Genomic DNA, 26,875 nt, shown 5'->3' on the forward strand with positions numbered 1-26,875 from the left:
TCGTCGCTTTCCTTCGGAAAATCTAAGACTTCTCAGGCCACCCTCAGCCCAGGGTCAACGTCGGCGCCGGATTGCTCCCGCTCCACGACGCGTTGAACCCGAACGTCACCGATCCGCCGTTCGGGACCGTCCCGTTGTAGGAGGCGTTGGTGCACGTCACCGCCGCGCCGGACTGCGCGCAGGTGGCGTTCCAGGCCTGGGTGATCTGCTGCCCCGCGCCGTACATCCAGCTCACCTTCCAGGACGACAGCGCCGCCCCCGAACAGGCGATCCGGACCTGCCCGGTGAAGCCCGTGTTCCACTGACTCGTGACGCTGTACGTCGCCGTGCACGCGCCCGTCGGTGGCGTCGTGGTCCCGCCGAGCGAGGTCGCGATCGCGTAGTACGCCGGTTTCGGCAGGTAGTTCTCGTCGTACGGGGTCGCGGCGCCGTACCCCGGGAAGACGTCCGGGATCCAGGAGTCGGAGTCGGTGAAACCCCAGACGGTGACGCCGGTGCACCGGGTGACCGCCACGCACGCGTCGAGCACGACCTTGTAGTCGGCGGCCTGCTGCGTCAACTTCGCGTCGGTGGCCGGGAGTTGCATACGGATGTCCAGCTCGGTGATCGCGACGTCGACGCCGAGGTCGGCGAAGCGCTGGATGTTCTGCTGGAGCGTGGACGGGACTTGGCCCAGGATCAGGTGGGCCTGGAGGCCGACGCCGTCGATCGGGACGCCGCGCTCCTTCAGGGACTTGACCAGGTTGTAGAGGGCGGTGCTCTTCGCGTTGACGCCCTCGACGTTGTAGTCGTTGATGTAGAGCTTGGCGCTCGGGTCGGCCGCGCGGGCCGAGGTCAGGGCCTGGGCGATGTAGTCGGCGCCGAGGCCGTTGTACCAGAGGGTCGAGCGATAGGTGCCGTCCTCGTTGAAGGGCTCGTTCACCACGTCCCAGGCGGCCAGCTTGCCCTTGTAGCGAGTGACTTCGGTGCTGATGTGGTCCTGGAGCAGCGTGCTGAGCTCGGCGGGCGTCCAGGTGCCGTTCGTCAGCCAGCTCGGGTTCTGGCTGTGCCAGACGAGGGTGTGGCCGCGTACCTGCTGGTTGTGGGCCTGCGCGAAGGCCACGATCTGGTCGGCCTCGGCCCAGTTGTACGTGCCGCGCGAGGGCTCGACGGACCCCCACTTCATGGCGTTGCCGGGGGTGAGGGAGTTGAACTGGGCTCCGGAGATGTCGCCGTACGTGCCCGTGAGCCTGGAGCCGGTGACGGCGGTGCCGATCACCTTTCCCTTGGCGGCGGCGAGGTCGCGGAGGGGAGTGTCCGCCGCGTGGGCGGCGGGGGCCGCGACCAGCAGGGCGCCGAGGGTGGCGATGCCGGTGAACAGCGATGCCAGGGACGCGAGCGATAAGCCTGATCTCAGAGATCTCATTGCGGGTGCCTCCGAAAGTTTCGGCCGTGCAACCGATTGGCTTCGGAGAGTGTGGAGCGGGGCGCACCACTCGTCAATAACTGGAACACCGGTAACGAGAGGCCCTACGCCGGCGGCACCCCCGTACTGCTTCGCACCACCAGCCTCGTCGCCAGCTCCACGCGCGTTCCGGCCGACGGCTGTTCCTGCCGCCCCAGCTCCAGCACCAGCTTCGCCGCCGCCTCCGCCATCTCCGTCAGCGGCTGCCGTACGGTCGTGAGCGGCGGCCCGACCCAATGCGCCACCGGCAGATCGTCGAACCCGACGACGCTCAGGTCGTCCGGGATCCGCAGCCCCAGCTCGCGCGCGGCCTCGTACAGGCCGAGCGCCTGGAGATCGTTGCCCGCGAAGAGGGCCGTCGGCCGGTCCGGGTGGCCCAGCAGTTCGCGGCCCAGCCGGTAGCCGTCCTCGTGATGGAAGTTCCCGGTCTTGATCAGCTCGGGGTCCACCGGCAGCCCGGCCGTCTCCAGCGCGGCCCTGAATCCGTCGACCCGCGCGCGGCTGCACATCATCCGCGAGGGCCCGGTGATCGCGCCGATCCGGGTGTGGCCGAGCTCGACGAGATGCCGCGTCGCGGCCAGCCCACCGTGCCAGTTGGTGGCGCCGATGGACGGTACGTCGTCACCCGGGTCGCCCGCCGGATCCAGCACCACGAACGGGATGGATCTGCTGGTCAGCAGCGCGCGCTGGGACTCGTCGAGCCGGGACAGCACGAGGATCACGCCGTGCGGGCGGCGCGCGGCGACCTGGTCGGCCCAGGTGCGTCCGGGGGTGAGCCGACCCGCGCTCTCGGAGAGGACGACGCTCAGGCCCTCGTCCCGCGCGACGTTCTCGACACCCCGGATGACCTCCATCGCCCAGGCGCTCTCCAACTCGTGGAAGACCAGGTCGATGAGGGGCGAGCGGGTCGCCTCGGCCCGGCGGCGCCGGTAGCCGTAGTCGCGCAGCAGCTCCTCGACGCGGGTGCGGGTGGCCGGGGCGACGTCGGCCCGGCCGTTGAGCACCTTCGAAACAGTCGGAGCGGACACGCCGGCCTCGCGGGCGATTTCGGCGAGGGTCGCCGTCCGCGAGGACCGGTCCGTCGTCCGACTTTCCATGGGCTTCGCGGGTTTCATGGGCGCGATGGTAACCCTGTGGGCCCTGCGGGCAGCCCCTCTCCGACCTCACGCAGGTCAGCAACATTCGCAGATTGGCAAGAAACATTCGCCCCAGGAGACGACCGGCGGCTCACTTCACCCGCACCTCGCACCGCATCCGCCGCCCCGGTCCCACCATCCGCTCGGGCCCGGTCAGCGTCACCGGCACCGCATACCGCACGTCTCCTTCGCCGCCGGCCACCGCCAACCGCAGCTCCAGCTCCCCCGGTTCGACGATGCGGTCACCGTCGGGCCCGGTGTACGCGGCCAGGTCCGCCGGAACCGTGAAGTGGACCTCCGCCGACGCCCCCGCCTCCAGCGGCACCCGCGCGTACCCCACCAGCCGGGCCACCGGTCGGGCCACCTTGCCCACGGGATCGTGGAGATAGAGCTGCACGACCTCCGTACCGGCCCGCTCCCCCGTGTTGCGGACGGTCAGCCGGAGCGTCGTCTCGCCGTCCGTCGGGAACACGGCGTCTTCGACCGACGGCGCCTGCCAGGCGTACGACGTGTAGGACAGCCCGTGCCCGAACGGGAACAGCGGCGTCGGATCGAGGTTGCTCGCCTCGCCGCGCAGGCCGAGCGGCGGGGCGAGATATGTCCACGGTTGCCCGGCCGGGTCGCGCGGCACGCTCACCGGCAGCCGCCCCGACGGGTTCACCCGCCCGGACAGGACCCCGGCCACCGCCGGGCCGCCCTCCTGGCCCGCGAAGAACGCCTGCACCACCGCCGCGCACCGGTCCGCCCAGCGCCCGAGGGCATACGGGCGGCCGGACAGCACGACCAGCACCACCGGCGTCCCCGACGCCAGCGCCTTGTCCAGCAGCTCCCCTTGCCCCTCCGGCAGTTCGAGGTCGGCCGCGTCGCACCCCTCGCCCGACGTGCCGCGCCCGAACAGCCCCGAACGGTCCCCGACCGCGACCACGCACACCTCGGCCGCCACCGGTTCATCCGTGAACTCCGCGTCCGGGAACTCCGCGCGCAGCGCTTCGAGCAGCGTCGGCACGGCGACGCCTGTCGGGACCTCGGGGTGGTCCAGCAGGACATGGCGGGGGAACGTGTAGCAGCCGAGCATGGCCGCCGGGTCGTCGGCGAGCGGCCCGAGCACGGCGATCCGCCGCACCCCGGGCGCCAGCGGCAACGTACCGCCATTGGCCAGCAGGACCACCGACTCCTCCGCCAACTGCCCTGCCAGCGCCCGCATATGGGGCGGATCGAGATCGACGGAAGTCGCGGTGACGGACGGCGGCGCCCAGTCGGGGTCCAGCAGCCCCAGCTCACACTTCTGCGTCAGCACCCGCAGCGCGGCCCGGTCCACGAACTCCTCGTCGAGCGGTCCGGCCCCGTAGCACCGCACCGCCGGAAGCTCGACATCCACGCCCGCCGCGAGCGCGAGCGACGCCGCCCCCGCCGGGGAGTCCGCGAGCCCGTGCGCCGACTCCAGGAAGGACACGCCGAAGTAGTCGGACACGACGGTGCCGGTGAACTCCCATTCTTCCCGCAGGAGTTCGGTGAGCAGTCGGCGGTGGGCGTGCGCGGGCAGCCCGTCGACGTCGTTGTACGCGGCCATCACCGACCGCGCGCCCCCCTCTCGTACGGCCATCTCGAACGGCGGCAGGATGACGTCCGCCAGTTCGCGCGGGCCGAGCGAGGCGGGCGCGTGGTTACGGGCGCCCCGGGAGGCCGAGTAGCCCGCAAGGTGCTTGAGCGTGGCGACGATGCCCGCCGACTCCAGGCCCTGGACATAGGCGGTGCCGACGGTCGCCACGAGGTAGGGGTCCTCACCGATCGACTCCTCCGTGCGGCCCCAACGGGGGTCGCGTACGACGTCGAGGACGGGGGCGAGGCCCTGGTGCACGCCGACCGCGCGCATCGAGGCCCCGATCGCCGACGCCATCTCCTTGACCAGGGCCGGGTCGAAACTCGCACCCCAGGCGAGCGGCGTCGGAAAGACGGTGGCCTGCCAGGCCGTGAAGCCGGTGAGGCACTCCTCGTGGGCGAGGGCGGGCAGCCGGAATCGGTTCGCCGAGCGGATACGTTCCTGGAGGGAGGCGAGACGGGCTGCACCCTCGGCCGGGTCGACCGGCGCCGTGCCGAAGGGGCGGGTCAACTGGCCCAACCCGTGCGGCAACAGCTCGGTCAGGTCCACGTCCTCGGACAGGGCGTGCTGCAGCGGCGCCACATCCCCGCCCGGGGTCTCGTTGGCGCCGGGCCAGACGCTGTAGAGCTGGGCGATCTTCTCCTGGGGGGTCATACGGGCGAGCAGATCGGCGGCGCGGACGCCTGCGGGCAGAGCGGGGTCCTGCCAGGGGTCGGTCATGTAGCTCCTCACGTATATAAGGCGGTACATAAGGCGGTTCGGTCTTCAGCCCTTGGTCGCGCCGAGCGTGATGCCGCCGATCAGCTGTCGTTCGGCGACCGCGTAGAAGGCCAGGGCGGGCGCCATGGCGAGGACCAGGTACGCGAAGATGCGGGCCACATCGGCGGCGTACTGGCCCTGGAACTGCTGGATGCCGACGGGGACCGTCCACCAGGTGGGTTCGCTGAAGACCAGGAGCGGGAGCAGGAAGTTGTTCCAGCTGCCGACGATGGCGAGGACGGAGACCGTGCCGAGCGCCGGGCGGGCCAGCGGCAGCAGGATGCGCCAGAAGAAACCGAAGGGGGAGCAGCCGTCGAGCGTGGCCGCCTCCTCCAACTCGCCGGGGATCTCCCGGAAGAAGCCGCGCAGGATGACGATCGTCATGGGCAGCCCGAAGGCGGCCTGGGGCAGGATCACACCCCACGGGTTGTCGAGGAGGTGGAAGGTACGGAGCAGGATGAACAGCGGCAGGATCGCCACCGCGAACGGGAACATCAGCCCCATCGTGAAGAGGGTGAACACCACCTCCCGCCCGCGGAAGGCGAATCGGGCGAGCGCGTAGGCGGCGAGCGCCGAGGCCCCCACCGTCAGGATCGCGGTGGCCACCGCGATCAGTGTGCTGCTGCCGATGGACCGCCAGAACGTGCCCGAGCCGAGCAGTGACGTGTAGTTCGACGTCACCCAGGGGTCGGGCAGGCCGAAGGTGTTGCTGGAGAGCTGGTCGGTCGACTTGAAGCCGGAGACGAGGGCATAGAGGACCGGGGTCACCATGACCGCGCCGACCAGCCACAGGATCACGTACACCGGGAGGGTGCGCAGCCATCGGCGGCGCACCACGCTCTGGGATCCGCTCATCGGTTGGCTCGCATGGTGGTGATGGCTCCTTCGGTGTCGCGGCGCAGCACGAAGCGCTGGTAGGCGAGCGCGAAGACCAGGCTGATCAGGAACATCGCGACGCTGATGGCGCTCGCGTAGCCCATCTGGTAGCGCTTGAAGCCGTACTGGAACATGCTGATGGCCATGGTTTCGGAGTGGTGGTCGGGGCCGCCCGCGGAGATCACCCACACCAGGTCGAAGAGCTGGATGGCGCCGATGACGGACAGGAACACGCTGATCCGCAGGGTCGGCGCGAGCAGCGGCAGCGTGACGTGGCGGAAGCGCTGCCAGCTGCCGGCGCCGTCGATGCGCGCCGCCTCGTGCAACTCCGCCGGGATGCCTTGCAGGCCGGCCAGGTAGAGCATCATGTGGAAGCCGAAGTACTTCCAGGTCATCACGAGGAAGAGGGTGGGCAGGACGGTGTCCGGCCCCGCGAACCAGAGCCCGCCCACGCCGCCGAGCCCGACCGCGTCGAAGACCCTGTCGGCGAGACCGTCGTCCGGCGCGAAGATCATGCTGAACAGCACGCCGGTGATGACCTCGGACAGGATGTACGGCGCGAAGAACAGCATCCGGTAGACGGCCCGGCCGCGCAGCTTCTGGTTGAGCATCACGGCCATGGCGAGCGCGAACGGCAGCTGGAGGACGACGGAGAAGGCGACGAGCAGGAAGCCGCGCCACAGATCCCCGAGGAACACCGGGTCGTCGAGGAGCCGGGTGTAGTTGTCGAGCCCCACGGAGTCCGTGGGCGACCCGAACCCGCCCCAGTTGAAGAAGCTGATGTACATCGCGTAGCCCATCGGCACCAGCACAAGCAGCCCGAACAGGACCAGCGCCGGAACCGTGAAGACAAAGGCCCCCAGCCAGTCACGCAGCCGGCGCGCGACGGGCCGCCGAGCCGCCGGCCCGGGTGACAGGGGCGGCGCCTCAGAAGACTTGCCGATGTCGACCGCGTACGTCGGTGTCGTCGAGTGCGTCATCGGCGGCCGCTAGCCCTCGCTCTTGGCGACCTGGGTGACCGAACGCGTGACCTGCTCGGGGGACTTGGAGCCCGCGATGAGCGCGGCGACGCTGTCGTTGATCTCCTGGCCGACGGCGGGGGCGTACGCCTGGTCGAGGTAGAGCTGGAAGCCGGTGGCGTCGGTCAGGGCGTCCGATACGGCGGTGAGGTTGGGGTCGGTGAGCGCGGGCAGGGCGTCCTTGGAGACCGGTATCAGGCCGGTGTCCTTGACGAGCGTCTCGGCGAACTCCTTCTCGGCGAAGAACTTCAGGAACTCCACCGCCGCGTCGGGCGCGCCCTTGCGCACCGCGTGACCGCCGCCCCCGCCGAACACCTCGGTGAGCGCGCCCTTTCCGCCCTCCACCGCGGGGAAGGAGAAGAAGCCGAGGTCGTCGCCGAGGCCCTTGCCCGAGTCGCTCTGGACGACCGGCGCCCACTGGCCCATCAGCTCCATGCCCGCCTTGCCGTTGGCCATCGCGGCCGCCTCGCCGGTGGGCGTGGAGTAGGCCGCGCCGAGGAACCCCTTCTGGAAGGGTTCGAGCGCGACGAGGTCCTTGAGGTGCTGACCGGCCGTGACGAATCCTTCACCGGTGAAGTCGGCGTCGGTGGCGGCCTGTTGCATCGCTTCGAGCCCGGCGACGCGCATGGACAGGTACGCCCAGTAGTACATGCCGGGCCACTTCTCCTTGCCGGCCAGGGCGATGGGGGTGACCCCGGCGCTCTTGAGGGCTCGGACGGCGTCGAGGTAGCCGGACCAGGTGGTGGGCGGGGAGTCGATCTTCGCCTTCTTGAAGAGCGCCTTGTTGTACCAGAAGCCGACCATGCCGATGTCGAACGGAACGGCGTACGTCTGCTTGTCGAACTGGTAGGCCGACAGGGAGGCGGGCACGAAGTTCGCCGTCCACGGGGAGACCTTCTCCGTCAGGTCCTCGACCAGGCCGGCGTCGATCTGCTGCTTGAGGACCCCGCCGCCCCACGTGTGGTAGATGTCCGGCAGCTTCCCCGAGGTGGTCAGCGCCGTCATCTTGGACTTGTACGCCTCGTTCTCCAGCGTGACGATCTTGATCTTCACGTCCGGGTGCGCGGCCTCGAACTCCTTGGCGCGCTGGGCCCACAGCTTCTTCGCCGGTTCGGTGGTGGTGATGTTCCACCACTCGATCGTGGTCTTGCCCGAGCTGTTCCCGCTGTCGGAGGAGCCGCACGCGCTCAGGGCGGCCGCCCCCAGTCCGGTCGCCGCGGAGGCCGCCAGGAACCCGCGGCGGGAGAGAGAGGTGTTGCCCAACGCTCGCATCGCACACCTTCCGGAAGAGAGCCGATAATTATCGGCGGAGTGCGCCGGAAGTTACGGGGACCCGCCAGACGTGTCAACGCTTCTGACAAACCCGAGAGTTACCGCCCCCGCACAGGCCCGCGGGGAACAACGCATCTCCCAGCAGCACGGCCCCCAAGCGACCAGCCCCCGAGAGGGGCGCGAGGAACTGCGCATCTTTCAGCGGCACAGGGAACGGCGCATGTTAGGGGCGCGGGGAAAGGTGCACCTTGGGGGCGCGGCGAACGGCTTAGGCGCGCGGGGAACTGCGCACCTTAGGGGCGCGGGGAACTGCGCGACCAGCCCCCACCGGGCCCGCAGCCAAACCCCCGGCCTCAGCCGACCCGCCCCGGCTCAAACCCTCCGCACCGTACTCGACCGCACCACCAGCTCCGTAGCCAGCTCAACCCGAGGAGACGCCGGCTCCTCCCCCAGCGCCAGCCGAAGCACCGTCCGAGTAGCCAACTTCCCCATCTCCGCCAACGGCTGCCGCACCGTGGTCAACGGCGGAGCCGACCACCGAACCTCCGGCAGATCATCGAACCCGACGACACTCATGTCCTCCGGAACCCGCAGCCCACGCCGCCGCAACGCCTCGATCGCCCCCAAAGCCATCTGATCACTCGCGGCGAACAACGCGGTCGGCGGCTCATCCAGATCAAGCAGCGCATTGCACCCGTCGAACCCCGCCTGGTGATAGAAGTCGCCCGGCACGATCAGCGCGTCATCAACGGCAACCCCCGCCCCCTCCAGCGCCGCCCGGTACCCATCCAGCCGAGCCCGCGAGCACAGCAACCGCACCGGCCCGGCGACAAACCCGATCCGGCGATGACCGAGGCCGAGCAGATGCTCGGTCGCCGCCATCCCGCCCGCCCAGTTGGCGGCGCCGACCGTCGGCACGTCCAGCGTCGGCGACCCCGCCGGATCGATGACGACCAACGGCACGCCCAGCCGCCGCAGTTCCTCGTGCAGCAGAGGTTCGAGAACAGACGTCACCAGGATCACGCCGTCCGAGGCGCGGGCGCGCAGATTGGTCATCCACTGCCGCGCGGACCCCGACGCGCCGTGGATGGCCGAGACCACGGTCCCCACCCCGGACGCATGCGCAACCTCCTCCACCCCCCGGATGATCTCCACGGCCCAGGGGCTGTCGAGGTCGTTGAAGACCAGGTCGACAAGGGCCGCCCGGTCGCCGGGCGCGGCCGACCTGCGCCGGTAGCCGTGATGCCGCAGCAGGTCCTCGACACGGGCCCGGGTCTCCGGCGACACGTCGGAACGGCCGTTGACGACACGCGACACGGTGGGCACGGAGACCCCGGCCTGCCGGGCGATCTCGGTGATCGTCACCTTGTTCTTGATGCTCTCCCGGGCCACTGCGCCCACCTCCGTCGACATGTCCAAGCGCCCCTCTACCGTTCCACACCCACGGGCGAAACTTTGCAGGAGTCTTCCGGAAAATTGCCGTCGGCGTGAAGCCCGGGACAGGACAGGAGCGTCAGGAGACCGATTCGAACCGCCACCGATGCACGGCCCGAGTCACCAACTCCCCATCCGGCTCAGGCAGTTCGGGCACCTTGGCGTCGTACGTCGCATCCCACCAGGTGATCACCAGCACCCGGTCCTGCGGCGCCCGCAGGACCTCCTGCCGCAGCGGCGCCCCCGGCAACTCCTGCGCCCGCACCCAGGCGAGCAGCTCCTCGCCCCGCCCGGCGACGGCCCGGGCCTCCCACATCAACGCGACGGTCACGAGTAGAGGTTCTCCTTCGAGACCTCGTGTACATGATCATGCGAGTGCCCGCGTCCCGGTACATGCGGGTCGGTCACCGGCAGCGACGAGTCCGCCGACAGATCCCAGTCGGACGCGGCCCGGTTGCGCGCCACCATCTCCGCACCCAGGGCGGCCACCATCGCGCCGTTGTCCGTGCACAGCTTGGGCCGCGGCACCCGCAGCCGGATCCCGGCGGCCTCGCAGCGCTCCTGGGCGAGCACGCGCAGCCGGGAGTTGGCGGCCACCCCGCCGCCGATCATGAGGTGATCGACGCCCTGGTCGCGACAGGCCCGTACAGCCTTCCTGGTCAGCACGTCCACCACAGCCTCCTGGAAGGAAGCGGCGACGTCCCGCACCGGCACCTCCTCCCCTGCCGCCCGCTTGGCCTCGATCCACCGGGCCACGGCGGTCTTCAGACCGGAGAAGGAGAAGTCGTACGCCGGGTCGCGCGACCCGGTGAGCCCGCGCGGGAAGGCGATGGCCCGCGGGTCGCCCTCCTTCGCGTACCGGTCGATGACCGGACCGCCGGGGAAGCCGAGGTTGAGCACCCGGGCGATCTTGTCGAAGGCCTCGCCCGCCGCGTCGTCGATGGTCGCGCCCATCGGCCGTACGTCGGAGGTGATGTCGGTCGAGAGCAGCAGGGACGAGTGCCCGCCGGAGACCAGCAGCGCCATCGTCGGCTCCGGCAGCGCGCCGTGCTCCAGTTGGTCCACGCAGATGTGGGAGGCCAGGTGGTTCACGCCGTACAGCGGCTTGCCCAGCGCGTACGCGTACGCCTTCGCCGCCGACACCCCGACGAGCAGCGCGCCGGCGAGTCCGGGCCCGGCGGTGACCGCGATCCCGTCCAGGTCGCGCGCACTGACCCCCGCATCCTTCAGCGCGCGCTCGATGGTCGGCACCATCGCTTCCAGGTGCGCGCGGGAGGCGACCTCCGGCACGACCCCGCCGAACCGGGCGTGCTCGTCGACGCTGGACGCGATGGAGTCCGCGAGCAGGGTGGTCCCCCGGACGATGCCGACGCCGGTCTCGTCGCAGGAGGTCTCGATGCCGAGGACGAGCGGTTCGTCAGCCATTGATCTCGGTTCCTCGTGTTCCTTGTGCTTCTTGTGTTTCTTGCGCTTCTTGAGTTCCTGGTACGGCGGCCGAAGGAGCATGCAGGCGCATGACCAGGGCGTCGATGTTCCCCGGCTGGTAGTAGCCGCGCCGGAAGCCGATGGGCTCGAAGCCGAAGCGCTCGTACAGCTTCTGCGCGCGGACGTTGTCCACCCGGCACTCGAGCATCACCTCGGCGCACTCGAACGCGGTCGCGGCCCGCAGCAGTTCGGCCAGCAGCCGGGCGCCGAGGCCGGTGCCCCACTGCTCGCGGCGTACCGCGATGGTCTGTACGTCGCCCAGGTCACCGGCGGCGGCCAGCCCTGCGTACCCGACGAGCCGCTCCCCCTCCATGGCCACGACATACCGCCGGGTCGCCTCCGGACCGCGCGCATGGGCCAGCTCCGACCAGAACATCCCCCGCGACCAGGCGTCCTCGGGGAAGAGGTCCTTCTCCAGCTCCAGTACGGGATCGATGTCCCACCAGCGCATCTCGCGCAGCTCGGTGGTCACTTCGGGGTGACCACCTTGTAGTTCTTGGGCACCTGGGCGTCCGGCCGGCGCAGATACAGCGGCCGGGGCGCTTCCAACTCCTCGCCCGCGTTCAGCCGCTCCGCGGCCAGGGACGCGAGCGCCGCCGCCGAGACGTGCTCGGGCGCGCGGGCGTCCGGGAACGTGTCGGGGTAGAGCAGCGCGCCCGCGCCGACCGCGGGCAGCCCGCCGAGGTCGAGGTCGCCCGGCCGGTCCACGGCGGGCTCCGACACACGCGTACGGGGATCCGCGTACCGCGCCCAGTACACCTCCTTCCGCCGCGCGTCCGTCGCGACGACGAAGGGACCCTCGACCTCGGCCGCGTACGCGAGCCCGTCGAGGGTGCACAGGCCGTGCACGGGCACGCCCAGCGCGAGGCCGAAGGTGTCGGCGGTCATGAGGCCGACGCGCAGCCCCGTGTACGGGCCGGGGCCGACGCCCACGACGATGCCGGTGACGGCGTCGAGCCGCAGGCCGGCCTCGGCGAGCACCCGGTCGACGGTCGGCAGCAGCAGCTCTCCATGCCGACGGGCGTCCACCTGGCTCGAGGAGGCGAGGACGGACGTGCCGTCGTGCAGGGCGACGGTCACTGCGGGGGTGGCGGTATCCAGAGCGAGCAAGAGCACGCAAACAGCCTACGGCGCTCGGGGGGTGTCCCGCGGACCGGAGTACGGCCACCGCCGTCCGCCGCGCCCGTGCTGCTACCGTCACCACAAAGGACATACAGGGCGCGGACACGGTACGAGAGGTGGGCATACAGGTGGCTAGGAGCAGCTCGGGATTCGTGGCCGGGCTCACCGCCGCGGCCATCGCCGTAGTGGGGTTCCTCGCCTACCAGGCATCGGCGAACGCGCCGGAGGAGCTGACCCAGCCCCGCACCGGCACGTCCCCCACGGCCACCGCCCCGAAGGCCCCCCGGGACAAGAAGAACCCGGTGGCACTGCCCGCCGAGTCCGGCACCGGTGAGCGGGTCGTCTACTCGGTCGACGACGACCGTGTGTGGCTCGTCGACGCGAACAACAAGGCCCAGCGCACCTTCAAGGTCACACCGGGCACGGTGGACCCGGCCATCGGCACCTACGCCGTCACCACGCGCTCCAAAGAGGTCACCGGATCGGACGGGGTCCAGATCGAGCACGTCGTACGGTTCACGATCGTCGACGACATCGCCATCGGCTTCAGCGCCGCCCTGAACGGCTCAACAGCCGCCCCCGACCCCGCCCGAAGGCTCGGCGGAATCCGAGAATCCCGCGCAGACGGCACCGCAATGTGGGAGTTCGCAACAGTAGGCGTAAAAATCGTAGTAATCCGCTAGCCCCGGCGAGAGGCACGCTTTCAGGGGCGCGGGGAACTGCGCGACCAGCCACGACGCACCCGCACCCAACGAATCCCCTCCAGCGGGGGCGCCCCTAGGGGCGCGGGGAACTGCGCATCTTTCAGGGGCGCGGGGAACTGCGCGACCAGCCCCAACGCACCCGCACCCAAAGAACCGCCCCTCCAGCGGAGCGCCTACGCCGCGTTGCGGCGAGGCTCCTCAACCACCCGCGGCACCTCCGGCAACGGCACCCGCGGCGGCAGCGACACCGCCGCAGCGGCGGCACACGACGCCAACAAGTCCCGCATCGACACCCCCGCCGCTCCGCCCACCCCGCACGGCTGCGCCGGCACGTCACGTTCTGAAGCCGACATGAACGCCTCCTGGGGCTCCGGGGGCAAGCGTGGTTAGGTAGACCTAACTACGGCCTGATGTCCATGTGACCACGGCCGGGATGCCGAACGCAACATCTTGCCGACGACTTGTCGGAACCTTCATGAATACCTTCATGAATACCTTCATGGATACGTCATGAACACCGTCATGAACCTGTGCCAGGACTCACGCCGCCAGCACGCTCAGCTCCACCGTCGCCCAGCGCCCCCCGAGCCCGGTCACCGTGACGTGCCGTACCTCGTCCGTGGTGTCACCGACGGCCCGGTGGATGACGACATGCAGCCGGTCGTCGGTCAGCTCCTCGACCTTGCCCTCGCCCCACTCCACGACGATCACCGAGTCGGAGAGCGAGACGTCGAGATCGAGGTCCTCCATCTCGTCGAGCCCGCCGCCCAGGCGGTACGCGTCCACGTGGACGAGCGGCGGACCGCCACCGAGGGAGGGGTGCACGCGGGCGATGACGAAGGTCGGGGAGGTGACCGCGCCGCGCACGCCCAGCCCCTCGCCGAGCCCACGGGTCAGCGTCGTCTTGCCCGCGCCGAGCTCACCGTTGAGCATCACGAGATCGCCCGCGCGCAGCAGCTTGGCCAGGCGACGGCCGAGGTCCCGCATCTGCTCGGGCGAGGTGACGGTGATCTGCACGCCGGCCCCGTCCCGCGTGGGCTCAGCCTGGTTGTGCGGTGCTGCTGGTGCTTCCATAGCCACCCACGGTAGCCCCTGCCGGGACGGCACCCGCGCGCATGAGGAGGTCGGCGAGACGGTCTATGACCACCTCGGGGTGCTCCAGCATGACCAGGTGCCCGGCGTCCGGCACGAGCACCAGTTCGGCGTCCGGCAGCCGGTCCGCGATCGCCTCACTGTGCTCGCTCGGCGTCACCATGTCCCCGACCCCGGCCAGCACCAGTACCGGCAGCTCGGTGAAGTGGTTCAGCGCCTCGGTCTTGTCGTGATCGGTGAACGCCGGGTAGAACTCCGCGACCACGTCGATCGGGGTGCCCTCGATCATCCGTTCGGCGAATCGCTCGATGGCCGGGTCGACGTCCCGGGACGCGAACGAGTACCGCTTGATGATCCCCGCGAACAGATCCGCCGTCGCCCGCCGCCCGCGCTCCACCAGGGCGGCCTGCTGCCCGAGCGCCTTCAGTACGCCGGGCAGCACCCACCGCACCGCGTTGACGCCCGCGACAGGCAGCCCGAAGTTGACCTCGCCGAGCCGCCCCGACGACGTACCGACAAGGGCGACGGCGACCACCCGCTCCCGCACCAGGTCCGGAAACTCGTCGGCCAGCGCCATGACCGTCATGCCGCCCATGGAGTGGCCGACCAGCACGATCGGCCCCTCGGGCACGGCGGCGTCGATGACCGCCTTCAGGTCGCGGCCGAGCTGGTCGATGGAGACCGGCGTGCCGTCCTGCACCTGGGCGGCGCCGCGCGCGGACCGCCCGTGACTGCGCTGGTCCCAGTGGACCGTGCGCACCACACCCCGCAGCGCGGCGCGCTGGAAGTGCCAGGAGTCCTGGTTGAGGCAGTACCCGTGGCTGAAGACGACGGTGACGGGGGCCGGGGCCTTGCGTCCGAAGAGCCGTCGGCGGCGCGGGGTGAAGGTGACGTCCTGCTCGATGTCGTCCACCTCGTAGTACAACTCGGTGCCGTCGTCGGCGTACGCCTTGCCGGGGGTGCCTCGCAGCGAGCCGTACGGGCCCGTCGAGTCGAGGGCGAGCCGGGCCTTTCTGCGCATGCCGCGGCCGACCGTGAGGCGCTCTATGGCGACTCCGGCGGCGGCGCCCGCGGCGACCACGCCTATGGCGACACCGGCGACACCGGCCTTGCGCCAGTTCCCGGCACTCGCCGCGGCGGAGGCGACGGCCGCCGCGGCGACGCCGGTGACGGCCTCCGCGCTGCTCTCGCTCACGTACCGCTCCCCTTCGCCAGGATGTCGTCTGCTTCTGCTGATACCGATGACGCTGTTGTTATTCGTGGTGCTGTTGCTACACGCGATGCTGTTGGTACTGGCACCCTCTGCGGGTTACCCCTCTTGTTCCCTATTCACGTACACACGCGGCACCCGGGTTCCGATCCGGGTGACGATTTCGTACGCGATCGTGCCCGCCGCGCGGGCCCAGTCCTCGGCGGTCGGCTCGCCGCGGTCGCCCGGGCCGAAGAGGATCGCCTGCGTGCCGGGCGGAGGCTCGTCCCCGCCGAGGTCGACGACGAACTGATCCATCGCGACCCGGCCCGCGACCGTCCGCCACTTGCCGCCGATCAGTACGGGGCCGGTGCCGGAGGCGTGCCGTGGGATGCCGTCCGCATAGCCGACGGGCACCAGGCCGAGGGTCGTGGCGCCCGGAGTGACGTAGTGATGCCCGTAACTGACGCCGTGGCCCCCCGGTGTCTGCTTCACCAGCGCCAGGGACGCGCTCAGCGTCATCACCGGGCACAGGCCGAAGTCGGCCGGGGTGCCGATCTCGGGGCTGGGCGAGATGCCGTAGACCGCGATTCCGGTACGGACGAGGTCGAAGTGGCTCTCGGGAAGGGTCAGCGTGGCCGCAGAGTTGGCGATGTGCCGCACCTCGGGGCGCACGCCCTGCTGCTCGGCGTACGTCACCATCTCGCGGAAACGGGTGAGTTGGGCCTGGATGGAGGGGTGGCCCGGCTCGTCGGCGCAGGCGAAGTGCGACCAGAGGCCGGTGACGGTGATCAGCCCTCGGGTCTGGGCGCGCAGCGCCTCGGTGACGAGTTCGGGCCAGTCGGCGGGCTGGCAGCCGCTGCGTCCGAGGCCGGTGTCGGCCTTGAGCTGGACGCGGGCGCGCATGCCGGCCTCCCCCTCCGCCACTTCCTCGGCCGCCGCGCAGACTTCCCGCAGCGCCCACATCCCGCTGACCGACACGTCGAGGTCCGCCTCGATGGCCTGCTTCCAGGGGCCGCCTGGGGTCCAGAGCCAGCACATGATGCGCCCCGGCAGTCCCGCGGCCCTCAGCGCGAGGGCTTCCTCGGGGGTGGCGGTGCCGAGCCAGGTGGCGCCCGCGCCGAGCGCCGCGCGGGCGCACGGGATGGCCCCGTGGCCGTACGCGTCGGCCTTGACCACGGCCATCACGGCCGCGGACGGCGCGTGGGCGCGCAGGGTCCGCACGTTGGCCCGCAGGGCGGCCAGGTCGATCTCTGCGCGGGCGCGCAGGGGCGCTGTCTCGTTCATAGCGCACCCAGTGTCTCAGAGGGGGCTGACAGCCCAGTCAGTACCTCTGGGACGGTCATGTGCCGGCCCTGCGGCCCCAGACGTAGACACGGTCGTTCTTCTTCAGGACGCTCCACAGGCTGCGGGCGTCGGCAAGGCGCAGATTGACACAGCCCCACGAGCCGTTCGGGTCGTAGATGCTGCCGTAGATGGCGTGGAAGGCCTGTCCACCGCTGAAGAACTGGCTGTACGGCATGGGGCTGTTGTACAGCGTCGACCAGTGGTTCTTGTGCTGCCAGTAGACCTTGAACAGCCCGGTCCTCGTCCGGTACCCGGCCCGCCCGCTCCGCATCGGCACCGGCCCCCACAGCACCTTCTTCCCCTTCTGCACCCAGGTGAGCTGACGGACCAGGTCCACACAGGCGACGCGGTACGACCGGACGGGACACTTTCCGGCCGCGTTCGGGTTCTTCTTCGCGGACAGCAACTGCATGTGAGCCCATGTGACGGGTCCGGCGAAGCCGATGCTCGGCTTGATCCCGTTCCGCTCCTGGAATGTCCGAATGGCACGACAGTCGCTCGCCGACTGTTTCCCGTCCACCTTCAGCTTCAGCCATCGCTCCACCTGTCGCTGGTACGGGCCGGTCAGCTTGCTGCATGTCACCGCCTTGCCCGCGGCGGCGTCGCTGAGAGGTACGTACTCGATGAGGGCGTCCGTCCCCACAGGCGCGTCCGGGGGCTCGACGGCGTCCTCCCGCGCGCTCGGCGTGTACACCTTGGGCGGCAGCATCTGATCCGGCGTGTCCACCTGCCACGGCTGATGCGGGCCCGGCGCCACACCGGGCACCAGCTCGCTCCCCGGGCCGGGTGCCGGGGGGCCGCTCTCGGCCAGCGCACTCTCCACGGGCAACAGCGCCGAGAGCGCGAGCACCACCGCCACACCCCGGCATGTCATTCGTCTGCTCATCATCATGCAACCAGCGATACGCAACGCGAGCGCGGGAGGGGGTGAGCCGCGCGGAAGGGGTCGCCCGTAATGGGCAACGGGGCCGAGCTTTCGTCTCCGCCGCCCCTAGGGGGCTTCTGATGGATCTCCGTGGGAGAAGGAGCGGCGTTCGGTGCGTGCTCTCGCCGCACCGGGCGGAAGCCCTCGTAGCGGAGCTACTAGGGCTTTTGTCCGGTGCGGCGAGAGCACGCACCGAACGCCGCGACGCCGCGGAGATCCATCAGAAGCCCCCTAGGGCCTCCTCAGTTCATCCCGTCCCTCACATCCCGCCAGGCCCCCGGAACCGCATCCGCCACGTCATGGGCCCCCACCGGCGCCCCGTCCGCGGCGAACCTCCCCGCCAGCCCGTGCAGATACGCCGCCACACTCCCCGCGTCCACCGCCGACAACCCCGCCGCCAGCAACGACCCCGCCAGCCCCGACAACACGTCCCCGCTCCCCGCCGTCGCCAGCCACGCCGTCCCCGTCGGATTCACCCGCACCGCCCCACCCCCGGAATCGCCCACCAGCGTGGTCGACCCCTTGAGCAGCACGGTCGCCCCGTACCGCCCCGCCAACTCCCGCACAGCGGCGAGCCGAGCCCCCTCGACCTCCTCCCGCGAAACCCCCAACAACGCGGCCGCCTCCCCCGCATGCGGCGTCATCAGCGTCGGGGCTGTACGTGCCCGCACCGCCCCCATGTCCGCGAGCCGCAACCCGTCCGCGTCCACCAGCACCGGCACATCCGCCCCGAGCACCTCCGCCACGGTCGACGCGTCGTCCCCGGCGCCGGGCCCCACGACCCACGCCTGCACCCGCCCGGCATGCTTGGGCCCCTTCTCTGACACGAGCGTCTCGGGGAACCGGGAGATCACCGCATCCCCGGCGGGCCCCACGTACCGCACGGCCCCCGCCCCACCCCGCAACGCTCCCGCGACGGCGAGCACGGCCGCCCCCGGATAGCGCGCGGACCCGGCGGCGATCCCGACGACCCCCCGCCGGTACTTGTCGCTCTCCGCTCCCGGCACCGGCAGCAGCTCCGCCACATCAGCGTGCTGCAATGCCTCCAGCTCGGGCTCATCAGGCAGCTCCAGCCCGATGTCGACGAGCCGCACCGACCCTGCGTACGCGCGAGCCGGATCGATCAGCAACCCCGGCTTGTGCGTTCCGAACGTGACCGTCAGGTCGGCCCGCACGGCCGCCCCCCGCACCTCCCCCGTGTCCGCCTCGACCCCGCTGGGCAGATCGACGGCGACCAAAGCGGCCCGGGACGCCTCGGCCAGAGCGGCCAACGGCGCGGCGTCCGCCCGCAGCCCGCCCTTGCCGCCGATTCCGACGATGCCGTCGACGACGAGATGGGCCCGCCCGATCAACTCCTCGGCGGCACCGGGACCCGTCACACCGCCCCCCGCCCGGCGAAGGGCCGCCAGCCCGCCCGCATGCGTCCGCCCGGGCACGAGCAACACGGCCGTGACGCCCGCTCCACGCCGGGCGAGCCGCGCCCCGGCATACAGCGCGTCCCCGCCGTTGTCCCCGCTGCCGACCAGCAGCACGACCCGGCTGCCGTACACCCGCCCCAGCAAGTCCGCGCAGGCGGCGGCCAGTCCGGCCGCCGCCCGCTGCATCAACGCCCCGTCCGGAAGCCGTGCCATCAGCTCCCGCTCAGCGGTCCTGACCGTCTCCACGCTGTACGCAGTACGCATGGGGCCGAGTCTTCCGTACGGACGCCGTCCGCGCCGCCCCTGGCCGCCTCGGCGAGCGCTACGAGCGCTACCCCTCCGCCACCACCACCGCCGAAGCCACCCCCGCGTCATGGCTCAGCGACACATGCCAGGACTGGACCCCCAGCTCGGCCGCCCGCGCCGCCACCGTCCCCGTCACCCGCAGCCGCGGCCGCCCGCTGTCCTCGACGTACACCTCCGCGTCGGTCCAGTACATCCCCGCCGGAGCGCCGAGCGCCTTGGCCACGGCCTCCTTCGCCGCGAACCGCGCGGCCAGCGACGCGATACCCCGGCGCTCCCCACTCGGCAGACACAACTCCGATTCCACGAAGAGCCGTTGGGCCAGCCCGGGTGTACGCTCCAGCGCCGCGTGAAACCGGTCGATCTCCGCCACGTCGATTCCGACCCCGATGATGCTCATGCCGAGCACCTTACGGGCGCCCGCACCAATGCCGTGCGGGTCAGGGCCGAGCCCCTCTCGCTGTCGCCGTCGCGACACTGCTCCGGTTGTTCGTCAGCCGAGATCGAGCGGCGCGGAGGGAAGCCCGAAATGGTCGACGATGATCCGTACGGTCTCGGCACCATCGGCGTTGAAACCGGGATCGGAGTCGTACCTCGGGGTGTCCCGGCCGACGATCCCGGCGTCCAGCAGCTCCCGCACGAGGAGATCGGCCATACCTCCGCCACGTCGTGACTCGCGGCGCCGGCCGAAGTTGAAGTACGTATGCTCGAACCCGCCGCGGCTGTAGGCGAACTGGAACGGGTGCTCGGCGCAGTGCGGAACCATGTAGTTCTGCCCGTGCGGGCACGGGCATGCGGGCGTGGAAGCCAGGAGCACGGTCTCCACGCGATCCGGATCACTTGCTCGATTCGCGTAGTAGCGGCGACCCGTGATGTTCCGTGTCAGCTCCCAAGCGGTCTCTCCGCTCGGGGCGGTGTAGGCGTCGTGCGTCACCCAGGCCCAGCCCGACGATTCGCCGACGGTGCGGGCAGAGCGCCCCGCTTCCGCGTAGATGCCGGAGAGGATGGGCAGGGTCATGCCTCTGCAGAAGGTGACGAACATGTTCGGGGCGAGCCAAGTCACTTCGCTTCCGCCTCCAAAGACAGGGGTGGAGAGGGCAGTTCGAAGAAGTCGGCGATCGTCTTCACGAGGCGTCTGTGATCGTCGTCCGAGTTGTCGAATACCGCGTCGGGGCCGATGAGGTCCGCGGCCAGGAGTTCCGGAGAGAGATGGTCCGGGTTGTCGCCGACCCGCGACGCAAGGTCTTCGAAGCTGAAGTGGAGAATCATGCGGCCGTCACGGTAGTAAGAGAAATCGGGCGGAAACCCCTTCGCACTGCACGGCTCGGTCACGAACACGACGACTTCCGCGTCGCCCGGACAGAGACTGGTGTAGTTGACGGGGTCGTAGTCCTCGGCTTCCCAGTTGCACATGTCGTGCACCGCCCACGCCCACCCGCCCCCTTCGCCCTGAGCGAGGGGGTCTCGAAGCAGGCCGCGAAGCCCCTCGGTGAGCGCGTCGAGGGGCACGCCCCGGGCGAAGACGACGTTCACCTCATGGCCCGGGAAGGAGTCCCGTATCAAGTCGGTCATGCCGAGCACCCTAGGTACAGGCACTGACAACGGCGGCGAGTTCACACCAGGGGCTCAGCCCAGGTCAGGCTTCTCCTGCGAAACCTCCGGGCCCTCAACGAACAGCTCCTCCGCACGTGCGACCGCAACAGCCCGGTCGAGCCAGCCGTCGAGGCACGTGAGGTCCGTGCAGTTGGTGATGCGGTCACGCACCTCGTCGGAGACGGGAAGACCGCGCGCCGCGAGGACGCGCAGGACGCCCTCCGCCTTGCCCTTGGCCTGCCCCTTGGCCTCGCCATCCAGGTACGCCTCCTCGAAGACGGTGCCCCTGCCCGGGAAGTAACTGACGACCATTTTCTCCAGCCCTCTCCACGTCTCTCGGGCCGGAGTGTCCTCCAGCCCGACTTCCAGCAACTCCGACCAATACATGGCGGTGGACTTGTCGAACGACCGCATCCCGCGGGCCAGCAAATTGGACGGCTTCGCCAGAGCCGGAAGCACCATGACGTACGTCGGCGGCCCCGTTCCCAAGCTGGACACGGTTGTGCGCGACGTACCCCATGGCTCGGCCTTCGTCGATTCCGAAGCCCAGCTCAGCGCTTTTCGAACGCGCTTCCGTAAGGTGGAGGGTGTGTCACTCGACCCCTCACGGTCACGTGACTTCATCCACAGGCTGGCGAAAGAGCTGTGAGGCACCCATGCCCATCCCCGACAACTGGCGGAAGTCGACCTACTCGGGCGGCGACGACGGCAACAACTGCGTGGAGATAGCGAACTCGCACACCCACGTGGCCGTTCGCGACTCCAAGGCTCCAGCCGACCACACCCTCACCTTCCCGACCGGAGCCTTCACCCCCTTCGTCGAAGCCCTCAAGGACGCTCCCTACTCCACCGTCACCGACTTCGCCAGATTCCGAGGCTGATCCACCTCGTTGCCCCGAGCCGTGGCCAACTCACAAGCGAAGACCTGCAAGGGCACCGTAGCCACCAACGGCTGAAGCAACGTCGGCGTGACGGGGATCCGGATCAGATGGTCGGCGTACGGAACTACCTCCTCGTCCCCCTCCTCCGCGATCACGATCGTCCGCGCACCCCGCGCCCGGATCTCCTGGATGTTGGACACGATCTTGTCGTGGAGAACGGACCGCCCCCGCGGCGAAGGCACGACCACGACCACCGGCAGATCCTCCTCGACCAGCGCGATCGGCCCGTGCTTCAACTCCCCCGCCGCGAACCCCTCGGCGTGCATATAGGCGAGCTCCTTCAGCTTGAGCGCACCCTCCAGCGCCACCGGATACCCCACATGCCGCCCGAGGAACAGCACCGTGTCCTTGTCGGCGAGCGAGCGCGCCAACTCCCGTACCGGCTCCATGGTCTCCAGCACCCGGTCGACCTCGCCGGAGATCTGGGACAGGTCCCGGATCACGGCCTGGATCTCGTCGCCCCACTTGGTGCCGCGGACCTGACCCAGATACAGGGCGACCAGATAGCAGGCCACGAGCTGCGTCAGGAACGCCTTGGTCGACGCGACGGCGACCTCCGGCCCGGCATGGGTGTAGAGCACCGCATCCGACTCACGCGGGATCGTCGAGCCGTTCGTGTTGCAGATCGCCAGCACCTTGGAGCCCTGCGAGCGGGCGTGCCGAAGGGCCATCAGCGTGTCCATGGTCTCGCCGGACTGCGAGATGGCGATGACGAGCGTACGGGGATCCAAAATCGGATCCCGATACCGGAACTCGCTGGCCAACTCCACCTCGCACGGGATCCGCGTCCAGTGCTCGATGGCGTACTTGGCGATCAGCCCGGCGTGGAAGGCGGTCCCGCACGCCACGATGACGACCTTGTCGACCTCGCGCAGCGCCTGAACCGGAATCCGCACCTCGTCGAGTGTCAGAGAGCCGGCCGCGTCGATGCGCCCCAGCAAGGTATCGGCGACAGCCTTGGGCTGCTCGGCGATCTCCTTGAGCATGAAGTAGTCATAGCCCCCCTTTTCGGCCGCTTCCGCGTCCCAGTCCACGTGGTACGAGCGCACGTCGGCGGGTCGGCCGTCGAAGCCGGTGACCGTCACCCCGTCCCGGCGCAGCTCCACCACCTGGTCCTGACCCAACTCGATCGCCGACCGCGTGTGGGCGATGAACGCGGCGACGTCCGAGGCGAGAAAGGCCTCGCCCTCTCCAACGCCCACCACGAGCGGCGAGTTCCGCCGCGCCCCCACGACCACATCCGGCTCATCGGCATGCACCGCGACCAGCGTGAACGCGCCCTCCAGACGTCGGCACACCAGTCGCATCGCCTCCGCCAGGTCAGCACACACCGAGTACTCCTCGGCGAGCAGATGCGCGACCACCTCGGTGTCCGTCTCGGAGCCGAGTTCGTGCCCCCGCTCGGCCAACTCGGCGCGCAGGAGGGCGAAGTTCTCGATGATCCCGTTGTGGACGACGGCGACCCGGCCCGCGTTGTCCAGATGCGGATGCGCGTTCGCGTCCGTGGGGCCCCCGTGGGTGGCCCAGCGGGTATGCCCGATGCCCGTCGTGCCCGCCGGCAACGGCCGGTCGACCAGTTCCTTCTCCAGGTTGACCAGCTTCCCGGCCTTCTTCGCGGCGGCGAGCCCCCCGTCCGCCGGCACGGCGACCCCCGCCGAGTCGTACCCCCGGTACTCCAGCCGCTTCAGCCCGGCCATCACCACATCAAGCGCCGACTGCGACCCCACGTATCCCACAATTCCGCACATGGGCCGCAGCCTAAGGGCCGAGGGCGGCCCAAACCCGGCACTTCGTGCCCGAAATCGGAAATCCTGACCCGGGTCACCTATCAGCCATCTTTGACCTACGCCACCCCACTCAACACCCGCTACATGGACGCCGCCGTCACCCAGCTCCGCGAGGACGGCTTCGATATCCGTGACGAGGACGTCGCCAGGCTGTCCCCGTTCGTACGCCACCACATCAACGTGTTCGGCCGCTACTCCTTCCAGCTCCCCGACCTGCCCGGCAGTCTGCGTCCGCTTCGCTACAAGGACGCGATCGACGAGGAGTGACACGCCCTGGCCCGCACGGCCGGACAGGATGCCCCCTGGGGGTATGGCCAGGAGGAACGTCCGGCGGTGCAGCCAGTGCGCTGCCCGGCTGCCCGAGGGCAGCAGGCGGTCACGCCGGTACTGCACGGCGCCTGCCGAGTCGGACGATGTTGCGAAGGCAGCGGTCGCCTGTGTTCTGGCAGACCGAAGCTACTCAGCGCAGTACGGCCGCCAGCAGGTCGGCCCCCAGCGCCGCCAGATCGGGCAGATTGAGGGTGTAACGGACGTAACGACCGTGCCGCCGGGCCGTGAGCAGGCCCGCGCGGCGCAGGACAGCGAGGTGGCGGGAAACCTCCGGGGGTGAAAGTTCCCAGGCGTGGGCCAGCTCACCGGTGGTGTGCGGGCCGCGGGCCAGGGTGCGCAGCAGCCGCAGCCGTACCGGATGCGCGAGTGCCTCCAGCCGTAGCGTGACCGTTTCCAGCGATACCGGCTCCGGTGGACTCGCCTCGGCCACGGGGTACTGCACCACCGGCTGCCACCCGGGGGCGTGGACCACCACCAGGTGCGGGCGACCGAAGACTTCTCTGTCAAGTCCAGCGTGTTGAAGTGAAGCAGTCCGCCCGGCAGCTCAGCTGATGACCGGGCTGCGGCGTTCGACCAGGACCACGTCGCGCCACTGGCCGTTGTGCTGGCCGATGCGCTCGCGCGTACCGATGACCCGGAACCCAGCCCGCTCGTGCAAGGCCAGGCTGGCCTGCTGGTCTCCCCGGCGGCTTCTGCTGCGGCCTTCAGCAGGTGGGCGGCCAGTTCCGTAAAAGCCGGCAGGTCCGGGCCGGGTGCCGGGCGGCTGGCGTCGCGTACCAGCGGGTGCAGCCGCGCGACCGGCAGCGCGTCCAGCCCGGCCGCGGAGTGCCAAGTCAGCTTGACACTTCCTCCGGTCGCCGGTCATCGCCGGCTGTGGCGGGGATGGCGTTGTCGATGAGGACGGCGGCGATGGCGGCGGCGGTGGGGAAGGCGTCGGCGTTGAGGACCCGGGTGCGGGCCGCGGCGCCGTCGATGAGTAGCGCGAGCTGCTCGCCGAGCTGTTCAGGGTCGGCGGCGCCGGCCTCGCGGGCGGTGTCGGCGAGCCGCGCGGCGACGGCTTTCTTGTAGTCGCGTGCGTACTGGGATGCGGGGTGCTGGGGGTCGTGGAGTTCGACGGCGGCGGCGATGTAGGGGCACAGGGGGGTGGTGGGGGGGATGTCGAAGGCGGCGAGGAGCCGTTCGCGGGGCGTGAGGTCGGTGCGGTCGAACACGCCGGACAGAACGGAGGGGTCGAACCGGCGCAGGTACTCGGCGACGAGTTCGTCCTTGCCGGTGAAGTGCTGGTAGGCCGTGCGCTTGGACACCTCGGCCGCCGCGCAAAGCTGGTCCATGCCGGTGCGGTTGATGCCCTGCTCGCGGAACAGTTGCTGGGACGCGCTGAGGATGCGTTCGCGGGCGCCCCGGCCGCGGCGGCGGCCCGTGGGGCCCTTCTCCAACTCCGTCATAGGTCCATGGTACCCCGGATGGGTAACGACCGGTGTACATAGTTTGCGCCCCGGCCGCCCGCCCCGTACGGTACGTACACAGAGCGGTGTACATAACACCGTCGTCCTAGGTGCGCACGGCACCACCGACCCAAGGGAGCGACTATGGGAAAGCTCGACGGCAAGGTAGCGGTCATCACCGGCGGCACCACCGGCATGGCGCTGGCCGGCGCGAAGCTGTTCGTCGACGAGGGAGCGCACGTCTTCATCACCGGCCGCCGCCAGGACGCCCTGGACGAGGCCGTGAAGCAGATCGGCCGCAACGTCACCGGCGTCCAGGGCGACGCCGCCGACCTGGACGACCTGGACCGCCTCTACGACACCGTCAAGCGGGAGAAGGGCAGCCTCGACGTGCTGTGGGCCAGCGCCGGCGGTGGCGAGCCCGCCCCGCTCGGCGAGATCACCGAGGCCCAGTTCGACACCTGGTTCGGGCTCAACGCCCGCGGCACCCTGTTCACCGTCCAGAAGGCCCTCCCGCTCTTCAACGACGGCGGCTCCATCCTCATGACCGGCTCCAACGCCTCCCTCGGCGCCTTCCCCGGCTGGAGCGTCTACGCCGGCAGCAAGGCCGTCCAGCAGGCCTGGGCCCGCATCTGGCTCAACGAGCTCAAGGACCGCCGCATCCGCGTCAACGTCCTCACCCCCGGCCAGGTCGCCACCGCCAAGCAGGAAGAACTCTTCGACGAGGCCACCAAGCGCCAGTTCGAGTCCCTCATCCCCCGCGGCCAAATGGGCCGCCCCGACGAAATCGCCACCGCCGCCCTCTTCCTCGCCTCCGACGACTCCAGCTACGTCAACGGCATGGAACTCGTTGCCGACGGCGGCACCACCGCCATCTGAACCGGACAACCCACAACCAGGGCAGGACATCTCATGAGCAACATCAGCATCATCGGCACCGGAAACATGGCCCGCACCATCGGCGCGCGGGCAATAGCGGGCGGCAACACCGTCGAGGTCATGGGCCGCGATCAGTCCAAGGCCGCCGACCTGGCCAAGGCTCTCGGCGACGGCGCCACGACCGGAGAATGGGGCACCGCCCCGGCCGGGGACATCGTCATCGTGGCCCTGTTGTACAACGGCGTCGTGCCGGCCGTCGCCCAGTACGGAGACACTCTCGCGAACAAGGTCATCGTCGACATCAGCAATCCCTTCAACTCCACGTTCGACGGGCTGGCCCACCGCGAGGAGACCTCGATCGCGCAGGAAGTCGCCAAAGCGGCCCCGGCCAGCGCCAGCGTGGTGAAGGCGTTCAACACCATCTTCCGCCATGTCCTGGAGAAGGGTCGGCCCGACGTCTTCATCGCCAGCGACAATGCGCAGGCCAAGGCAAGTGTGGAGGCGTTCGTCGAGAGCCTCGGGCTGCGCCCGCTGGACGTCGGCGGCCTGAAAATGGCGCACTGGCTGGAAGGAGCGGGCGTGGTCACGGTAGGCCTCGCCAACCACGGGGTGGGAAACTTGGACTTCGCCCTCAGCATCACCGAACTTCCCGTCTGAGCAAACGGTTGACGGATCACCGAAGGCGCTCAGCGAGGGCGACCCGAACATGATCGTGAGGCTGGGTCATCAGGAGTAGGCAGCGCGCCCCAGGCGGCGGACAGCCGATGCCGACCAC

27 protein-coding genes and 4 pseudogenes are annotated in these 26,875 nt (G+C 70.1%); 6 read left to right on the forward strand and 25 right to left on the reverse strand.

The features are described from left to right. Positions 1-43 precede the first annotated feature (43 nt). The 11 genes from ACX28W_RS30940 to tsaB all read right to left on the reverse strand — a co-directional run bounded on the left by ACX28W_RS30940 (position 44) and on the right by tsaB (position 12,141). Entirely contained in the window at positions 44-1,405 is a 1,362-nt protein-coding gene (locus ACX28W_RS30940; protein ID WP_459003091.1) for an endo-1,4-beta-xylanase, read from the reverse strand. A 104-nt stretch (positions 1,406-1,509) separates the two neighbouring features. After that, entirely contained in the window at positions 1,510-2,559 is a 1,050-nt protein-coding gene (locus ACX28W_RS30945) for a LacI family DNA-binding transcriptional regulator (RefSeq protein WP_459003092.1), read from the reverse strand. A gap of 112 nt (positions 2,560-2,671) precedes the next feature. Next, entirely contained in the window at positions 2,672-4,900 is a 2,229-nt protein-coding gene (locus ACX28W_RS30950) for a beta-xylosidase/alpha-l-arabinosidase (protein WP_459003094.1), read from the reverse strand. A 45-nt stretch (positions 4,901-4,945) separates the two neighbouring features. Then, positions 4,946-5,794 (reverse strand): carbohydrate ABC transporter permease, encoded by an 849-nt coding sequence (locus tag ACX28W_RS30955; protein WP_459003096.1) that lies wholly within the window; start codon positions 5,792-5,794, stop codon positions 4,946-4,948. After that, a complete protein-coding gene (locus ACX28W_RS30960; protein ID WP_459003097.1) occupies positions 5,791-6,795 on the reverse strand; it encodes a carbohydrate ABC transporter permease in 1,005 nt (334 codons plus the stop codon). Before ACX28W_RS30960 ends, ACX28W_RS30955 begins: the two co-directional genes overlap by 4 nt. Before the next feature lie 9 nt (positions 6,796-6,804). Next, positions 6,805-8,097, reverse strand: coding sequence for an extracellular solute-binding protein (locus tag ACX28W_RS30965; protein WP_459003138.1), 1,293 nt, complete (start codon positions 8,095-8,097; stop codon positions 6,805-6,807). Positions 8,098-8,478: 381 nt separating this feature from the next. Continuing rightward, positions 8,479-9,519 carry a LacI family DNA-binding transcriptional regulator gene (locus ACX28W_RS30970; protein WP_459003098.1) on the reverse strand — a complete coding sequence of 347 codons (1,041 nt, stop codon included), beginning with the start codon at positions 9,517-9,519 and terminating at the stop codon, positions 8,479-8,481. Between the two features lie 100 nt (positions 9,520-9,619). Next, a complete protein-coding gene (locus tag ACX28W_RS30975) occupies positions 9,620-9,871 on the reverse strand; it encodes a hypothetical protein (protein WP_459003099.1) in 252 nt (83 codons plus the stop codon). Further along, positions 9,868-10,965, reverse strand: coding sequence for a tRNA (adenosine(37)-N6)-threonylcarbamoyltransferase complex transferase subunit TsaD (gene tsaD, locus ACX28W_RS30980; RefSeq protein WP_459003100.1), 1,098 nt, complete (start codon positions 10,963-10,965; stop codon positions 9,868-9,870). The genes ACX28W_RS30975 and tsaD overlap by 4 nt, the downstream gene beginning before the upstream one ends. Further along, complete coding sequence (gene rimI / locus ACX28W_RS30985) at positions 10,958-11,476, reverse strand: ribosomal protein S18-alanine N-acetyltransferase (RefSeq protein ID WP_459003140.1); 519 nt, start codon at positions 11,474-11,476, stop codon at positions 10,958-10,960. The genes tsaD and rimI overlap by 8 nt, the downstream gene beginning before the upstream one ends. A gap of 17 nt (positions 11,477-11,493) precedes the next feature. Then, a complete protein-coding gene (gene tsaB, locus ACX28W_RS30990) occupies positions 11,494-12,141 on the reverse strand; it encodes a tRNA (adenosine(37)-N6)-threonylcarbamoyltransferase complex dimerization subunit type 1 TsaB (protein ID WP_459003102.1) in 648 nt (215 codons plus the stop codon). Between the two features lie 134 nt (positions 12,142-12,275). Here tsaB and ACX28W_RS30995 point away from each other — a divergent pair, with 134 nt between their 5' ends. Then, positions 12,276-12,830: a hypothetical protein gene (locus ACX28W_RS30995; protein ID WP_459003103.1), complete on the forward strand. Its 555-nt coding sequence runs from the start codon at positions 12,276-12,278 to the stop codon at positions 12,828-12,830. Between the two features lie 194 nt (positions 12,831-13,024). Here ACX28W_RS30995 and ACX28W_RS31000 read toward each other — a convergent pair whose 3' ends face one another. The 10 genes from ACX28W_RS31000 to ACX28W_RS31045 form a co-directional block, all read right to left on the reverse strand. Next, positions 13,025-13,204, reverse strand: a complete 180-nt coding sequence (locus tag ACX28W_RS31000) for a hypothetical protein (RefSeq protein WP_459003104.1) — start codon at positions 13,202-13,204, stop codon at positions 13,025-13,027. Between the two features lie 187 nt (positions 13,205-13,391). Beyond that, a complete protein-coding gene (gene tsaE, locus ACX28W_RS31005; RefSeq protein ID WP_459003105.1) occupies positions 13,392-13,925 on the reverse strand; it encodes a tRNA (adenosine(37)-N6)-threonylcarbamoyltransferase complex ATPase subunit type 1 TsaE in 534 nt (177 codons plus the stop codon). Then, positions 13,891-15,138 (reverse strand): alpha/beta fold hydrolase, encoded by a 1,248-nt coding sequence (locus ACX28W_RS31010; protein ID WP_459003106.1) that lies wholly within the window; start codon positions 15,136-15,138, stop codon positions 13,891-13,893. The genes tsaE and ACX28W_RS31010 overlap by 35 nt, the downstream gene beginning before the upstream one ends. Before the next feature lie 114 nt (positions 15,139-15,252). Beyond that, a complete protein-coding gene (alr, locus tag ACX28W_RS31015; RefSeq protein ID WP_459003107.1) occupies positions 15,253-16,419 on the reverse strand; it encodes an alanine racemase in 1,167 nt (388 codons plus the stop codon). Positions 16,420-16,474: 55 nt separating this feature from the next. Further along, the gene (locus ACX28W_RS31020; protein WP_459003108.1) at positions 16,475-17,353 is read right to left on the reverse strand and encodes a L,D-transpeptidase family protein; all 879 of its coding nucleotides are present in this window, start codon (positions 17,351-17,353) and stop codon (positions 16,475-16,477) included. 293 nt (positions 17,354-17,646) lie between these two features. After that, positions 17,647-19,086, reverse strand: coding sequence for an NAD(P)H-hydrate dehydratase (locus tag ACX28W_RS31025; RefSeq protein ID WP_459003109.1), 1,440 nt, complete (start codon positions 19,084-19,086; stop codon positions 17,647-17,649). A gap of 67 nt (positions 19,087-19,153) precedes the next feature. Then, positions 19,154-19,525: a holo-ACP synthase gene (locus tag ACX28W_RS31030; RefSeq protein ID WP_459003110.1), complete on the reverse strand. Its 372-nt coding sequence runs from the start codon at positions 19,523-19,525 to the stop codon at positions 19,154-19,156. A gap of 93 nt (positions 19,526-19,618) precedes the next feature. Next, on the reverse strand, positions 19,619-20,143 hold the full coding sequence (locus ACX28W_RS31035) for a hypothetical protein (protein WP_459003112.1): 525 nt from the start codon (positions 20,141-20,143) through the stop codon (positions 19,619-19,621). Positions 20,144-20,184: 41 nt separating this feature from the next. Continuing rightward, positions 20,185-20,697 carry a hypothetical protein gene (locus ACX28W_RS31040; RefSeq protein WP_459003114.1) on the reverse strand — a complete coding sequence of 171 codons (513 nt, stop codon included), beginning with the start codon at positions 20,695-20,697 and terminating at the stop codon, positions 20,185-20,187. Between the two features lie 54 nt (positions 20,698-20,751). Next, on the reverse strand, positions 20,752-21,207 hold the full coding sequence (locus ACX28W_RS31045) for a hypothetical protein (protein ID WP_459003141.1): 456 nt from the start codon (positions 21,205-21,207) through the stop codon (positions 20,752-20,754). Between ACX28W_RS31045 and ACX28W_RS31050 the strand changes: the two are divergent. Both ACX28W_RS31050 and ACX28W_RS31055 read left to right on the forward strand, forming a co-directional pair. After that, positions 21,149-21,367: pseudogene (locus tag ACX28W_RS31050) on the forward strand (Scr1 family TA system antitoxin-like transcriptional regulator); the annotation flags it as partial. The gene ACX28W_RS31045 and the pseudogene ACX28W_RS31050 overlap by 59 nt on opposite strands. Before the next feature lie 7 nt (positions 21,368-21,374). Further along, positions 21,375-21,599 (forward strand): DUF397 domain-containing protein, encoded by a 225-nt coding sequence (locus ACX28W_RS31055; RefSeq protein ID WP_459003115.1) that lies wholly within the window; start codon positions 21,375-21,377, stop codon positions 21,597-21,599. Here the strand turns inward: ACX28W_RS31055 and glmS are convergent. Next, on the reverse strand, positions 21,560-23,407 hold the full coding sequence (gene glmS, locus ACX28W_RS31060) for a glutamine--fructose-6-phosphate transaminase (isomerizing) (protein ID WP_362065497.1): 1,848 nt from the start codon (positions 23,405-23,407) through the stop codon (positions 21,560-21,562). The genes ACX28W_RS31055 and glmS overlap by 40 nt on opposite strands. Before the next feature lie 111 nt (positions 23,408-23,518). On the opposite strand from glmS, the pseudogene ACX28W_RS31065 reads away from it, so the two are divergent. After that, a pseudogene (locus ACX28W_RS31065) lies at positions 23,519-23,713 on the forward strand (Tn3 family transposase); the annotation flags it as partial. Positions 23,714-23,906: 193 nt separating this feature from the next. On the opposite strand, the pseudogene ACX28W_RS31070 reads toward ACX28W_RS31065, so the two are convergent. The 3 genes and pseudogenes from ACX28W_RS31070 to ACX28W_RS31080 form a co-directional block, all read right to left on the reverse strand. Next, a pseudogene (locus ACX28W_RS31070) lies at positions 23,907-24,272 on the reverse strand (ArsR/SmtB family transcription factor); the annotation flags it as partial. 48 nt (positions 24,273-24,320) lie between these two features. Beyond that, positions 24,321-24,455, reverse strand: a pseudogene (locus ACX28W_RS31075) (GNAT family N-acetyltransferase); the annotation flags it as partial. Positions 24,456-24,609: 154 nt separating this feature from the next. Beyond that, positions 24,610-25,221, reverse strand: a complete 612-nt coding sequence (locus ACX28W_RS31080; protein WP_459003116.1) for a TetR/AcrR family transcriptional regulator — start codon at positions 25,219-25,221, stop codon at positions 24,610-24,612. A 144-nt stretch (positions 25,222-25,365) separates the two neighbouring features. Here ACX28W_RS31080 and ACX28W_RS31085 point away from each other — a divergent pair, with 144 nt between their 5' ends. Both ACX28W_RS31085 and ACX28W_RS31090 read left to right on the forward strand, forming a co-directional pair. Next, positions 25,366-26,100, forward strand: coding sequence for an SDR family NAD(P)-dependent oxidoreductase (locus ACX28W_RS31085; protein ID WP_037738440.1), 735 nt, complete (start codon positions 25,366-25,368; stop codon positions 26,098-26,100). Positions 26,101-26,133: 33 nt separating this feature from the next. After that, complete coding sequence (locus ACX28W_RS31090) at positions 26,134-26,757, forward strand: NADPH-dependent F420 reductase (protein WP_459003117.1); 624 nt, start codon at positions 26,134-26,136, stop codon at positions 26,755-26,757. Positions 26,758-26,875 lie beyond the last annotated feature (118 nt).

The organism is Streptomyces sp. SD15, from assembly GCF_054462255.1.